The following is a 15301-nucleotide window of genomic DNA, read 5'->3' on the forward strand; positions in this document are numbered from 1 at the left end:
AACAGATGCATATAATCGAATAACGAAAATAGTCATTAAATAATGAGTTTCTTGAGGCGAGGTCACAGGGTATGAGTTTCTTTCACGCAAATCAGCGCGAGGCGTTGAACCAAAATTTAGCTGAATTAGATGGGCAGATTAATGTCTCATTTGAATTTTTCCCACCTCGCTCAGCAGAAATGGAACAAACATTGTGGAAGTCTATCGATAGGCTCAAGGTCTTAAAACCAAATTTTGTCTCTGTCACCTACGGCGCTAACTCCGGTGAGCGAGATAGAACCCATAGCATCATTAAAGATATCAAAGATAAGACAGGATTAGTGGCCGCACCGCACTTAACGTGTATTGATGCCAGCCCTGATGAGCTAAAAACCATCGCTCGAGACTATTGGAATAACGGTATTCGCCATATTGTAGCACTACGAGGAGACCTTCCTGATAACAGCCGTAAGCCCGATATGTACGCTGAGCACTTGGTTGAGTTACTGAAAACTGAAGCTGACTTTGATATTTCCGTCGCCGCTTACCCCGAAGTACACCCTGAAGCCAAAAGTGCTCAGGCAGACTTAATCAATTTGAAGAAAAAGATTGAAGCCGGAGCCAACCGAGCTATAACCCAATTTTTCTTCGATGTCGAAAGCTATCTACGTTTTCGTGACCGCTGCGTAGCAACAGGCATTGACGTGGAAATCGTACCGGGAATTTTGCCTGTCTCTAACTTCCGCCAGCTAGAGCGTTTTGCCAAGCTCACCAATGTGCGTATCCCTAGCTGGATGAATAGAATGTACGAAGGCTTAGATGATGACCCTGAAAGCCGCAATCTTGTTGGTGCGTCAATAGCTATGGACATGGTGAAAATTTTAAGTCGTGAAGGCGTAAAAGATTTCCATTTTTACACCTTAAACCGCTCTGAATTGACTTACGCCATTTGCCATACATTGGGCGTTAGGCCGCAATAGCCACTTTATTACATATCACTTATCGGGTTAATTCATTTATCGTGAATTAACCCAGTAATATTCGCCTTCCCTCTATTCTATTTATCGCCATTCTCTATAATTAATGCAAACCAAAACCAGTCATTATTAGACTAGATATTAAATGTATTGCAGAAATAATTTCTTAAACATATCCAAATATAATAAAAACACAGTAAATATTTAATTAAAAAACTGAAATTAGATCAATCCAAAAAAAATAGTCTTTTATTGATGTGATGATTAATATCATTAAAAATCACATAAAACGCTATTTTATCCTTATTCACCACGATTTCCCTAACAATGGAAATATTGTTTTTCAATAGCTTACATACCCAGCAAAAACACATACACCATTGATGCAACTCATTTTTTTACATTGAATGACTTAGTGAAAACCCAGATTAACAATGTTATTGATTTGTTATACCTGATTAACTTCAAATTTAAATCATATTTACCATGAAAACAAATAATCAAAATAACCACTATTAAAATAAGACTTTCTTTTAAAGAACTTTATTCCAATTTATTTTTATGCTTATATGAAAATATAAGATTATTGATCCTTCCTAGTAATAACATCTCAATTATTGAGGAGATTCGTTGTATGAATAATAAATCAGTATCTTCAAAATATAGTGAATTAGATGATGTCTATGCTTCATTTGATTTATCCCAATCCTTACCAAAAACGAAATTCCCAATCAAAGAAAGCGACCCGAGAAATGTATTTAGCGCAGTACGTGATGAGCTAATGCTAGATGGTAATTCCCGACAAAACTTAGCGACATTTTGCCAAACATGGGTAGATGACGAAATTCGCAGTTTGATGGATCTCTCTATCGACAAAAACATGATTGATAAAGACGAATATCCGCAAACCGCTGAAATTGAAAACCGCTGCGTGCATATGCTCGCTGATTTATGGCACTCTCCTGACGCACTCAATACATTAGGCTGCTCAACTATTGGCTCTTCAGAAGCCGCAATGTTAGGGGGACTAGCGTTAAAATGGCAATGGCGTAAAAAACAAGCCGCCAAAGGAAAACCAACCGATAAACCTAACTTAATCTGTGGCCCTGTGCAGATTTGTTGGCATAAATTTGCCCGTTATTTTGATGTCGAGTTGCGTGAAATTCCGCTTGAAGGCGACCGCCTGATCATGAGCCCAGAAGAAGTAATCAAACGCGTCGATGAAAACACTATCGGTGTTGTTCCGACTCTAGGTGTGACGTTCACTTGCCAATATGAACCCGTGAAAGCCGTTCATGATGCATTGGATAAACTGCAAAAAGAGACTGGCTTAGACATTCCTATTCACGTAGATGGTGCAAGTGGTGGTTTCCTCGCACCTTTCTGTGCGCCTACTCTGGAATGGGATTTCCGCTTACCACGCGTTAAATCCATCAACGCATCTGGGCACAAATTTGGTTTAGCCCCATTAGGTGCCGGTTGGGTGATTTGGCGTGAAGCAAAAGATCTCCCAGAAGAGCTCATTTTCAATGTGAACTACCTTGGCGGTAACATGCCAACCTTCGCATTAAACTTCTCGCGTCCAGGTGGACAAATCATTGCACAGTATTACAACTTCCTGCGCCTTGGTCGCGAAGGCTACGCGAAAATTCATAATGCCTGCTATGCCACTGCTCAATACCTTGCCCGTGAAATTGAAAAACTGGGTCCATTTGAGATGATCTTTGATGGCGATAGTGCCAAAGGGATCCCAGCACTGGCATGGAAATTAAAAGACGGTGCGAAAACCAGTAACTATTCTTTATATGATATTGCAGATAAATTACGTAGCCGCGGCTGGCAGGTTCCCGCTTACTCAATGCCAGCAAACCGTGAAGACTTGGTTATCCAACGTATCTTAGTTCGTCATGGTGTCAGCCTCGACCTTGCCTCATTACTCATCGAAGACTTCAAACGCACCCTCGAATATTTCGATAAGCACCCTGTCAGTACACCACTTTCTGAAGAAGAAAGCGGCGGTTTCAATCACAGCTAATCCTTAGTCGTTATCCAGTCGGCGTATTCATTTATGCGCCGACTGACTTCGTAAAACATATGACAGGAGAATAGGCATGGCGACGTCAACAACAGCTCCAGCCGCAAAACAACTCACCTTGTTAGGTTTTTTTGCGATCACCGCGTCTATGGTGATGGCGGTCTATGAATATCCGACATTCGCCACATCGGGTTTCAGTTTAGTCTTCTTTTTACTCTTAGGGGGATTTCTGTGGTTTATCCCCGTCGCCTTATGTGCTGCCGAAATGGCTACCGTTGAAGGTTGGGAAGAAGGGGGGATTTTTGCTTGGGTTTCCAACACATTGGGAGAACGTTGGGGATTTGCGGCGATTTCATTTGGTTATCTGCAAATTGCGATAGGCTTTATTCCGATGCTGTACTTTGTACTCGGCGCTCTATCCTACATATTAAATTGGCCAGAACTCAATACCGATCCCGTCACCAAAACCATCGGCGCTCTGGTCATTTTATGGGTTCTCGCCTTTACCCAATTTGGTGGAACCAAATATACGGCAAGTATCGCAAAAGTCGGTTTCTTTGCTGGGATTTTATTACCTGCTTTAATTCTCGTTGGGTTAGCGATTAGCTACTTGGAAAGCGGTGCACCTTTAGCTATCGAAATCAGCGCAAAAACCTTTATTCCTGACTTCACACAAATCGGCACATTAGTGGTCTTTGTCGCTTTTATTCTCAGCTACATGGGTGTTGAAGCTTCAGCAACCCACGTCAACGAGATGAAAAATCCCGGTCGAGATTACCCTATAGCAATGTTTTTACTAATGATTGCTGCTATTTGCTTAAGCTCTATTGGCGGTTTATCTGTTGCTGCCGTGATCCCTAACAGCGAAATCAACCTGTCTGCAGGTGTGGTACAAACCTTTAATGTCTTAGTTACCCACCTAGACCCTAGCTTACAATGGGCAGCACGAATTATTGCCGCCTTACTGGTTCTTGGTGTATTAGCAGAAATTGCCTCTTGGATTGTGGGGCCTTCCCGTGGGATGTATGTCGCTGCACAAAAAGGAATTTTGCCGAAAAACTTTGCCAAAGTGAATAAAAATGGCGTGCCCGTCACATTAGTAATTTCCCAATTACTGATCACCACAGTGGCGATTATTGTCCTCACTAACACGGGTGGCGGTGGGAATATGTCCTTCCTGATAGCGCTGGCATTAACTGTCGTTATCTATCTGTGTAGCTACTTTATGCTGTTCCTTGGCTATATGCATTTAGTCTGCAAACAATCAGATAAAAAACGGGCATTCAACGTTCCGGGCGGTAAAAGCTTTAAATTGTTAATCGCTTTTGTTGGGTTAGTGATCTCAATTCTGGCATTTGTGGTGTCATTCTTCCCGCCAAGTTCATTGCCGGGCGGGGCAGATGATACGACTTACGTGACGTTGCTAGCGGTCAGTTTTGTAATTATCTTCCTGCTACCTTTTGTGATTTATGCATTCCACAATAAAGCTGGAAAATCCACCAATGTATCCATGGTGCATATCAAAACTCACAATGCCCCAACAAACCATTTCTTTATCCACCCACGGGCGCGTTCGCCTTATCATTTAATTCAAAAATCATCTGATAAATAATTTATCGTATGAAATAAGGGAATGCTTAATTGCATTCCCTTATTTTAAACTTAGCTTGCGAAATAGGTGAAATACGCTTTGTGTTCTTCAATTAGCGCCTCTAGCCCTGTGAAATCTGCATTATCATCGGTATAAGCGGTATATTGCATAAAATCATTCATCCATAACTCATTCACTGCGACGAACAGCAACATACTGTGATCAATTTCATCAAGATAGTGGATAAATTGCGTCATTAACTCCGATTTCTGGGTCAGCTCACCGATTTCTTTCTTAAGAAAATTCAGCATATCATCGACAAAAATACCCAATCCTTCAATCTCAGAGGATGATGCGCTCTCTAGCTGCGGGGATTTCACGTTATTTTTCTGTAAGGCATCTAGCTTAGCTTGAAGATATTCAATCTTTTTCTGCATCTTGCCATTTTCTTCAAGTAACCGTTGAGTAAGCGCCATGATATTCGCATCTTGGTAAGATTGGTGGGCCATACTGTATAAATCACTGGTATACCCCATCAAAAATCTCAGTATTCTTGTTGCATTACGCTGTTGCTCTTTAGCATTGATAATATCGATAAGTTCCAGAGTGTTTAGCTCCGAATTAATATAGAGATAGCCACAAGACTGAGCATCTCTTATTCGTTGAAAATAGACGAACAGGTTGCGGTATGAGCTAATAAGAATAGGATCAAACTTATCAAATTGCGTTTTCGTTAATGCTAGATAGCCCTCTTCCAACGCTGATCGTCTGATTTGTCTAACATCTTGCATGAGATTCCTTTTTTAAATTAATCAACAATTCCTTAAAACTAAGTGGAATTAACACGTTAATCAATTTTGAAAAAAGGCAGATAACCGATAGAAATTAACGATACTGTTTTTTAATAAGCCTGCCGATAAAGAGGCAGGCTTACCTCAACATGAAAATAACGTATTTAGCCCGTGTTACGCATTCCTGCTGCAACACCCGCAATGGTCACCATCAACGCTTGCTCCACACGCGGGTCTGGATGCTCTTGTTGACGAGAACGATGCAATAGCTCAGCCTGCAATACGTTCAGTGGGTCGGTATAGACGTTACGTAGTGCGATAGATTCCGCAATCCACGGTAAATCCGCCATCAATGCTTCATCTTTAGAGACCGCTAAAACACTCTTAATATCTTCGGATAACTGGTCACGCAGCTTTTGTCCAAGTGGCCATAAACGTTTTTCCACGAGGCAATGGTCATAGTATTCCGCCAGCCATAAATCGGCTTTCGCGTAGACCATTTCCAGCATCGCAATACGGGTTTTAAAGAATGTCCACTCTTGCCACATTTCATCCAGAACCGCTTGTTTTCCCTCTTTTTCGATGACATGTTTCAGCGCTGCACCTGCGCCTAACCATGCTGGTAACATCAAGCGGTTTTGTGTCCACGCGAAAATCCAAGGGATAGCGCGAAGGGTTTCAACGCCCCCAGTAGGACGACGTTTTGCAGGGCGAGAGCCTAATGGCAATTTACCCAGCTCTAACTCTGGGGTCGCCGCGCGGAAATACGGGACAAAATCAGGCTGTTCACGCACATAATCACGATACATTGCACAAGACACGTCAGACAGCGAATTCATCACCGCCTTCCACTCTTCTTTTGGCTCTGGCGGTGGTAGTAAGTTAGCTTCAAGAATAGCGCTTGCGTACATGGCCAAACTGCTAATCGTCACTTGTGGTAGACCAAACTTAAAGCGGATCATTTCCCCTTGCTCTGTGACTCGCAGCCCACCTTTTAAACTTCCCGGTGGTTGGGAAAGTAATGCGGAGTGCGCTGGCGCACCGCCACGACCAATAGTGCCGCCACGACCGTGGAACAGAGTCAGTTTCACGCCTTCTTTATCGCACAACTTAATCAGGGCATCTTGTGCACGATACTGCGCCCACGATGCTGCCATTACACCCGCATCTTTTGCAGAGTCGGAGTAACCGATCATCACCATTTGGCGATCATCAATCAGCTCACGATACCACTCAATGCTGAGCAACTTAGTCATCACGCTTTCGGCGTTATTTAAGTCTTCCAGTGTTTCGAACAGTGGTGCAACTGGCAATTTAATCGAAGCACCCGCCTCTTTTAGCAGAAGCTTAACCGCTAAAACATCGGATGGTACTTTCGCCATCGAGATCACGTAAGCAGCGATGGAGTCATTTTTCGCTTTGGCGATGACACGGCAAGTTTCGAACACTTCTTGCGTTTCTGCTGTCGGTTGCCAGTCTTGTGGGATCAACGGACGGCGAGATTGCAACTCAGTCAATAAGAAATCTTGTTTCTCTTGTTCTGACCAATTGCCATAGTTACCCAACCCTAAATATTCTGTTAGCTCAGACAGCGCATCGGTATGGCGAGTGCTCTCTTGGCGCACATCGATACGCACCAATTGCAGGCCAAAGCTGCGAATACGGCGCAGTGTATCTAACAGTGAACCATTCGCAATAATGCTCATATTACAGGCAACTAGCGATTGGTAGCAGGTATAGAGCGGATCCCACAATTGCGCGTTATCCGTCAGTAAATCCGCTGGCGGAAGAACTTGCTCGCCTTTCACTCGACGCTCTAAATATTCCAATGTAGAAAACAGTTGGCTACGCAGATTTTTGGCAATTTGGCGATAAGGCTCATCCACGTCATCACCACCTGCCAATGCACGCAGTTCTGGCGTTGCTTCCGTCATAGAAAGCTCCGATACCAAGACCTGAATATCTTTCAAGAATAAATCGGCAGCTTTCCAGCGGCTTAATAATAGAACGTGGCGAGTGACTTCCGCCGTCACATTCGGGTTACCATCACGGTCGCCCCCCATCCATGAAGTGAAGCGAATAGGGTTTGCTTCGACCGGTAATTGAGCACCTATGGACTCTTCAAGCTGCTCATTGAATTCCCGTAAAAATGCAGGAACGCCTTCCCACAATGAGTTTTCAACAACCGCAAAGCCCCATTTAGCTTCATCGATTGGCGTAGGGCGAATTTTACGAATTTCATCGGTATGCCAAGATTGCGCCACCAACTGGCGTAAACGGCGCATAATATTGTTGCGTTCGTAATCCGCTAAATCATCATGATCGAGTTGGGATAAACAGGTGTTCACCTCAACCAGTTTGTGAATTAAGGTGCGACGGGCGATTTCCGTTGGATGGGCAGTCAGCACCAGCTCAATAGAGAGCTCTTCAACGGCTTTTTGAATATCACCGTGGCTAAAATCGTGCTCTTTCAAACGCCCAAATAATTTCTGCAGGGCAACAGGGTTACTGGCCGCTTCACCATGGGGAGAAATACTGTGGTACTGCTCTGCCACGTTGGTTAAGTTTAAGAATTGGTTGAATGCCCTCGCAACGGGTAATAACTCGTCGTTGGTGAGTGTTTGCAAGGTCATTAATAATTTTTGGCGCTGAACTTCATTACCTGCGCGGGAGGATTTGGATAGCTTGCGAATAGATTCGACTTTATCGAGGATATCTTCACCAAGAGCGTCTTTGATGGTATCACCGAGTAGCTTACCCAACATACTGACATTACTGCGCATTGCGGAATATTGCTGATTCATGGGACTCCTGATCTTGTGCTGTTGGCAGGATGCCGCCCCGCTTCTCGTGAACGGTTAACAAACTGCGCTGGATTTCCTGTAATAAAATTTCAGTCGGCTAGAATTATGTTTTGTGATGCAGACCGCGAATTTCACCCTGTACCCTATATTCATATCAGAAAAAAAGTGCTTTGGGTGATTTTTATGAAATTTAATTACAACTCTATTTTTATTAATTTTTCTTATTTAAGTATTGCGTCAGCGCAATCTATCGTCGATTCAGCACTTTTAAGTCATGAATCTTATTTAAGAATAAAATAGGAATGGGAAAATTTGAGAAATGAAGAGAACGCACGAGTTTATCTAACCCGTGCGTTGCTGATTTTATAAAAGCTGAGAAAGTCGATTCAAGTCAGATTGGATAGCACCGGCTGTCACATCGCGACCCGCTCCTGGCCCGCGGATCACCAGTGGGTTATCACGATACCAACGGCTTTCAATGGCAAAAACGTTATCCCCCGGTAATAAAGAGGCTAATGGATGCTCAGGTTTAACCGCCTCAACACCCACTTTTGCTTTACCTTTCACCGCATCAAACCGCGCCACGTAACGTAGCACTAATCCCAGCTCCTTCGCGGCTTCTAAGCGCTGCTGCATCTGCTCGTTAATCACTGCACTGTTTTCAAAGAACTCATCCAGTGAGCCAGTTTCCGCTTGCGTTGGCACTAACGATTCCACGCGCACGTCATCCGGTTCGATGTCATAACCCGCTTCTCGCGCCAAAATAATTAACTTGCGCATCACATCTTGCCCAGATAAATCAATTCGTGGGTCTGGTTCCGTTAACCCTTGCTGCCAAGCTTGCTCAACAAGCTCACTGAAAGGCACTGAGCCATCAAACTGCAAGAATAGCCACGATAATGTACCGGAGAAGATCCCGCTGATCGCCAGAATCGCGTCACCGCTTTCTTTGAGATCGCGCACTGCGTAGTTGATCGGCAACCCAGCACCGACGGTCGCATTGTAAAGCCAATGCCGCCCTGTTTTCGCAAATGCATCTCGGATTTCACGATATTGTTGAGTTGGTGCTGCCCCTGCGAGTTTGTTTGCACTGATAACATGGAAACCGTAGCTCGCAAAGTCCACGTAACTATTGGCAAGCTCGCCACTGGCGGTGACATCCAACACAATTAGGTCATCATAAGGGTGCGCTCGCATCCATAAAAACAGATTATCGTCCTGATGCTCTACCGCTTCATCATCAAAGAAAGCTAATGCGCGGCTTGGGTCGATACCTTGGTAATTCAATAAACTGCGGCGGCTATCCACCACGCCCGCCAAGACAAAATCAAAGTCACTACGAGCAGAAATATTGTGCTGCTCGACTGAAAACAGCTCTAACCAGCGGGCACCAATATTACCTTTACCAAACAACACTAAACCAATGCGCTTTTCGGCGCGGAATAAGCTTTGGTGCATACCTTGAATAATATGCTCAGTTTGATTAGTACGCAGTACCGCGACTAAGCTAATGCCATCTTCTGAGTGCCAAATAAACTCAACAGGCTGCCCTTTGAGCTCTTCATAAAAACGGTGGCTGTGCAGCGGTTTTTTACACACGCCAGCACCGACCAGAGCAACCAATGAAAAACCTTCACGTAACGAAAGAGACCCCGGCAATGCCGCTTCTTCCAACACATTCAATGCGCTTTCCACCACTTCCGAGGTGTAACACAGCTGCAAGATGGCGCGATCATGGTGAATACCTCGTGCCAGTGGGCGAAGTTGGACGCGTTTTAATAATAAATCTACATCCTTGCAGATTTGGTTAAAGTCGCGCCCTGTAGCAATTCGCAGTTCAATTAAGCACACGTCGTTGTGGCTGGTGACAATTTTTGCGCCTGTACCCGAGGCTAATACACGCTCAATTTTGGTGGAACCTTGTTCCGGCTGGTAGCTACAGCGCAGCTGCAAATCAATATTGCTAACAGAGACAGGCTGCAAAGTACGCGTATGCAATACAGGCGCGGCAAGACGTGCCAATTCGCTCGCTTCATCTAAACGCAACAACGGTAATAGACATGCATCTTTCACCTTGCGAGGATCCGCACTGTACACCCCCGCAACATCACTCCAAATGGTGACTTTGCCGACATCTGCCAATGCACCTACTTGGGTGGCCGAGTAGTCACTACCATTACGCCCCAATAGGACGGTTTCACCTTTTTGGTTGCGGGAAATAAACCCCGTGACCACAAGACGGCGCTGGGGATGTTGCACTAATAATTGCTGTAAGAGATGGCGGGATTGAATCTCATCCACCTGTGGCTGTGCGGCTCTTTCTGCGCGTAAAAATGTACGAGCATCTAACCAAGTGCTTGCCATATCAAACTGTTCGAGCACTGCGGACATTAAACGCGCAGACCAAATTTCACCGTGCCCCACGACTTCTGCGTAAGTGGCATCATTGATAGGTTTATCCAATAGCCCGCTGAGGCGTTCTAAATCCGCAACAAATAGCTGGTTGAGTTCATCGGCCTTCTCTTCAGGAAGTAGACCGCTAATCAAATCTTGCTGGTAACGACGTAGCGCTTGCTGCACTTGATGAGCTGAAATGCGGTCACTTTGGCTTAATTTTAGCCAGCTAATCAGCTGATTTGTGGTACTCCCTGCCGCAGAAACAACCATTAAATCGCCCGGCTGGCTATAATTCGCCATAATGGTGGCGACTCGCTGATAACATTTCACATCCGCTAGACTACTGCCGCCAAACTTATGTAACTGTCGGTGACAAGGGATCACCTCAAATGCTGTTATTGCACTCATCAAAAACTCCGCTAACGTTATGACGCAACCTTAAATGCGTGGCTTAAATCTGCGATAAGATCCTGACTATCTTCAAGACCAACCGAAATGCGCAGTAAACTATCAGTAATACCTGCTGCGGCTCGCGCTTCAGGGGACATGCCTGCATGGGTCATGGTCGCCGTATGGGAAATCAAAGTTTCTACACCACCGAGAGACTCCGCTAATGTAAACAAGCTCAGCGCCTGTAAAAACTGACGCAGTTGCGCTTCATCGCCTGCAAATTCAAAGCTTAACATTGCGCCAAATCCAGATTGTTGCGCGGCAGCAATGTGATGTCCCGGATGGTCACTCAGGGCAGGATAATATATTTTCTTCACCAGCGGCTGAGTTTTAAGATATTTTACGATTTCACCTGCATTATGCTGCTGCTGTTTTATGCGAGGCAACAGTGTTCTCATACCTCTGAGTAGCAGATAACTGTCAAATGCACCGCCAGTGACACCGATATTATTCGCCCACCACGCTAATTCTAGAGCCCATTTCTCTTCTTTTGCAATTACAGCACCCGCAATAATATCTGAATGACCATTGAGATATTTTGTACAAGAATGTACAACAAAATCAGCGCCTAACGCTAATGGTTGCTGTAATGCAGGGCTTAAAAATGTGTTATCCACCACCACCAAAGCCCCTTCTTGATGTGCCAACGTCGAAATATGTTGAATATCGTAAATTCTCAGTAACGGGTTACTTGGGGTTTCGATCAGGACCAGCTTGGGTTTTTTCGCTAATGCCGCTTGTAAGGCAGACTCGTCGCCTTGGTCAACAAATTCAACCTGATAAGCGCCTTTTTGGCTCAAGCTGTTAAATAAGCGATAGCTGCCGCCGTAACAATCGTGAGGAGCAACGAGTAAATCACCCGGTTGTAATAATACGGTGCATAATAGATGGAGAGCCGACATCCCGCTGTTAGTCATCACGGCACCACTTCCCCCTTCTAGCTGTCCCAGTGTTCGCTGCACAATATCTCGTCCAGGATTTCCACGACGGGAGTAGTCATGGGTTCTCGGCTCATTGAAATCCGTAAAATTATAGGTGCTAGATAAATAGATGGGAGGAACAACGCAACCAAATTGCGAGTCTTCATTAAGTCCATTATGTATCGCGATAGTGGATGCTTTGTATGTCATGAGTGTCTCTCCAAGTATGGGATAGCTCAAATCATACTCAAAGCAAATTTGGCCGTCAACATGTCCAGACGTCTAAACCTCTTTACGTTTATAAGAACTAATGGAATAATCAGCCATAATAATTATGTGCCAATGGGTAGTGAGACCACATTACTGGCATATAGAAAGACTTAATTTATTGATTTTAATATGTATTAAATAATAACTTAAGCCCTTTATTCTTAACCCGTATGCTGAGTGCATCTTGAAAAAAATTCATCTTCAGGATCAGGAAACTGACACTCGTATATTATTTTATTATCAATGAATATATCCAAGGTATCTCATGGCTGAATGGAACGGTGAATATGTCAGTCCGTATGCTGAACATGGCAAAAAAAGCGAGCAAGTCAAAAAAATTACAGTATCGATTCCTTTAAAAGTACTGAAAATTTTAACTGATGAACGCACTCGTCGTCAGATTAATAACTTGCGCCACGCGACTAACAGTGAATTACTGTGCGAAGCCTTTTTGCATGCGTTTACTGGTCAACCGCTGCCGGATGATGATGATTTGCGTAAAGAACGCAATGATGAGATCCCTGAAGCAGCAAAAGAAATCATGCGCGAGCTGGGTATTGACCCAGAAACTTGGGAATATTAATCCCTCTGCGTCCTTCTTTAACACTCGGCTTACTGATGTGGGTCGAGTGTGACTTATCTTAGCAACCTACCTCACCAAAATAACTCTCTTACCCTCTGCTCCCCCATCATTTATTTTCATTATCTTCATGCTGTTAAGCAATTTCATTTGTTGCCGATAACCAATATACGCCTTTTGCCATGGATTAATCTTTTGGACACTTAATCCGTCAGATAAAGCGCGATTTTTCTTTCCTCTAAAGACTATTTAGACAGCTAAATGCTTAATTATATTAAAAAACAATAAAGCCTGCTGTATATCAAGTTTTATAGGGATCCTGCATAGATAAATTAAATAGTTATCTATACTCATATTGCGTAATCCGAATACATAGCTAAATGGAATTTATAATGAAAAAAATTATTGCCGTATCTCTACTCAGTTTGGTGTCTAATGCTGCCTTTGCAGGGGCAGAAAGCCTGTATGTCTCAGGTAAAATCGGGGCTTCAATTGTCCAAGTTTCAAATCAAAAATGGCTCACTAGCGATAACGAATTTGAAAAAACCAATCTCGGAAATACCAATGATTCTGTTTTCGGTGGCAACATTGCCGTCGGTTACGATTTTTCTAAAACCACCACATTACCTCTGCGTACCGAACTTGAATTTGGGATGAGAGAAAAAGCCTCCACAAGCCATAACTTGGCGTCCTACAACGACCACGTCGATTTAAGTAGCTCGGATGATGTTAAAACCGATATCACCTTAAATACGGTAATGCTCAATACCTATTACGATTTCAAAAATGACACCAAATTTACCCCGTATGTGAGCGTCGGGTTAGGTATGGCAAGCATTAACCACAAAATGCGTTACGACTACAATGAACATATTGTTAGCATGAATCAATTCACTCATGAAAAATTCACTAAATCCAAAACCACCACTAACTTTGCGTGGAGCGTCGGTTTAGGTTCACAGTACAGAGTGAATAATCACGTTTCATTAGATATGGGATACCGCTTCTTAGACGCAGGAAAATCTGAAGCAAGTTACTACGCAGATAGCCAAGAAAATACCTCTAAAGTCAAAGTGAGAAGCCATGACATTATGTTTGGTGTAACTTACCGATTCTAAGCATTTTCAGTGAGTACCTTAATAAATATTATTGAGGTGCTCACTCATCAATACTAACCATTAAATCTCAACATTCCAATTAAGGCAGGTATTTAGACTAAGAAATGAATGATAATTGATATTTAAATCCAGTAACTGCTCATTTTATTGACTCTTTTTAGCTCAATACCTCAAAGTTTCTTACGCTGACTATAACTCCGCCTACATCACTTATACTCCAGTAAGGTTTCTATCAGAAATAATTAACTGGTGCTTAATAATGAAAAATTTACTTTTGGCTTCAAGTTGCTTGTTGTTTGCTAATTTAGCAATAGCATCCAGTAATAACGGTGTTTATATATCAAGTAAAATTGGTGTATCGGTTTTGAATATGTATGACAGCAAATTCGAATATAACAATGAAAAAAAGCCCGACTATAAACTGCTAAAGTTTAATGATAAAAGTCACCCTGCTTTTGGTAATTTTATCGGTATTGGCTATGATTTTTATGACCGATTTTCAGTACCTATCCGTGCAGAGTTAGAAGTGGGTATGAGGGGTAAAGTGAGTGATACTCACAACCTTAATACTCTTTCCACAGTCCCAAATAGTTCAGCGGATATGAAAAACGAAGCAACACTGACGACCGTCATGTTGAATAGCTACTATGATATGAAAAACCAAACTGCATTTACGCCCTATATCTCCTTTGGGCTAGGTTTAGCAAGTACGCGATATGAAATTACACAACGATCAGAATTCGAAATTTTTGGCCTTAAACAACGTTCCAATCAATCAAAGTCAGATAGAATCAATAAGCTAGCATGGAGCATAGGATTGGGTAGCCGATATGCCTTCAGTGATAATCTCTCATTTGACTTAGGTTATCGGTTTACTGAGGCGGGGAAATATAAAATTTCCATGCAGAATGCTTTCGACAAAGATGCCACTGACACCTCAACCATAAACCTAGCCAGCCATGACTTTATGTTTGGTGTCGCTTACCGTTTTTAATACACCTAATTCGGTAAATTTTAGGCAATAAAAAACCTGTTCAATTGAACAGGTTTTCTTACTGAATACGTTAAATCAACTTCAACGTGACAGGTTTTATTACTTTTTAGCACCTGGGATGCTGAAACGCTGGTTGAAGCGATCAACACGACCACCAGTAGCAACATCACGTTGTTTACCAGTATAGAACGGGTGGCAGTTACCACAAACGTCCAGGTTCAGAGAGTGACCAGCTGTTGAGTTAATTTTCATTACGTTACCGCAAGAACAAGTTGCAGTAACTTCTTCGTATTTAGGGTGAATACCTTTTTTCATGGGAGAACCTCTAATAAGGCCGTGTCGCCATTCCAGCCCTAACGCCGGACACCACACGTCGTGTTGATTAAATTTAGTTT

General features: G+C 43.2%; 11 protein-coding genes. 6 read left to right on the forward strand and 5 right to left on the reverse strand.

Going from position 1 to position 15301, the window contains the following annotated elements:
- Positions 1 to 71: 71 nt before the first annotated feature.
- The 3 genes from metF (at position 72) to gadC (ending at position 4603) form a co-directional block, all read left to right on the forward strand.
- On the forward strand, positions 72 to 959 hold the full coding sequence (gene metF, locus LDO73_RS17425; protein WP_224059559.1) for a methylenetetrahydrofolate reductase: 888 nt from the start codon (positions 72 to 74) through the stop codon (positions 957 to 959).
- Between the two features lie 631 nt (positions 960 to 1590).
- Positions 1591 to 2991, forward strand: a complete 1401-nt coding sequence (locus LDO73_RS17430; RefSeq protein WP_224059560.1) for a glutamate decarboxylase — start codon at positions 1591 to 1593, stop codon at positions 2989 to 2991.
- Positions 2992 to 3067: 76 nt separating this feature from the next.
- Positions 3068 to 4603, forward strand: coding sequence for a glutamate:gamma-aminobutyrate antiporter (gadC, locus tag LDO73_RS17435; RefSeq protein ID WP_224059561.1), 1536 nt, complete (start codon positions 3068 to 3070; stop codon positions 4601 to 4603).
- Positions 4604 to 4653: 50 nt separating this feature from the next.
- Here the strand turns inward: gadC and LDO73_RS17440 are convergent, their stop codons facing one another.
- The 4 genes from LDO73_RS17440 to metB form a co-directional block, all read right to left on the reverse strand.
- Complete coding sequence (locus tag LDO73_RS17440) at positions 4654 to 5373, reverse strand: hypothetical protein (RefSeq protein WP_224059562.1); 720 nt, start codon at positions 5371 to 5373, stop codon at positions 4654 to 4656.
- Between the two features lie 164 nt (positions 5374 to 5537).
- A complete protein-coding gene (ppc, locus tag LDO73_RS17445) occupies positions 5538 to 8177 on the reverse strand; it encodes a phosphoenolpyruvate carboxylase (protein ID WP_224059563.1) in 2640 nt (879 codons plus the stop codon).
- 363 nt (positions 8178 to 8540) lie between these two features.
- Entirely contained in the window at positions 8541 to 10982 is a 2442-nt protein-coding gene (locus LDO73_RS17450) for a bifunctional aspartate kinase/homoserine dehydrogenase II (protein WP_224059564.1), read from the reverse strand.
- 17 nt (positions 10983 to 10999) lie between these two features.
- Positions 11000 to 12154, reverse strand: a complete 1155-nt coding sequence (metB, locus tag LDO73_RS17455) for a cystathionine gamma-synthase (protein ID WP_224059565.1) — start codon at positions 12152 to 12154, stop codon at positions 11000 to 11002.
- Positions 12155 to 12479: 325 nt separating this feature from the next.
- Between metB and metJ the strand changes: the two genes are divergently transcribed.
- The 3 genes from metJ (at position 12480) to LDO73_RS17470 (ending at position 14906) form a co-directional block, all read left to right on the forward strand.
- Complete coding sequence (gene metJ / locus LDO73_RS17460; RefSeq protein WP_036950870.1) at positions 12480 to 12797, forward strand: met regulon transcriptional regulator MetJ; 318 nt, start codon at positions 12480 to 12482, stop codon at positions 12795 to 12797.
- A 389-nt stretch (positions 12798 to 13186) separates the two neighbouring features.
- Complete coding sequence (locus tag LDO73_RS17465; protein ID WP_224059566.1) at positions 13187 to 13912, forward strand: outer membrane protein; 726 nt, start codon at positions 13187 to 13189, stop codon at positions 13910 to 13912.
- Positions 13913 to 14171: 259 nt separating this feature from the next.
- On the forward strand, positions 14172 to 14906 hold the full coding sequence (locus tag LDO73_RS17470; protein WP_224059567.1) for an outer membrane protein: 735 nt from the start codon (positions 14172 to 14174) through the stop codon (positions 14904 to 14906).
- A 99-nt stretch (positions 14907 to 15005) separates the two neighbouring features.
- Here the strand turns inward: LDO73_RS17470 and rpmE are convergent, their stop codons facing one another.
- A complete protein-coding gene (rpmE, locus tag LDO73_RS17475; RefSeq protein WP_036950864.1) occupies positions 15006 to 15221 on the reverse strand; it encodes a 50S ribosomal protein L31 in 216 nt (71 codons plus the stop codon).
- Positions 15222 to 15301: the final 80 nt, after the last annotated feature.

It is taken from the genome of Providencia alcalifaciens (assembly GCF_915403165.1).
GTDB lineage: Bacteria > Pseudomonadota > Gammaproteobacteria > Enterobacterales > Enterobacteriaceae > Providencia > Providencia alcalifaciens_C.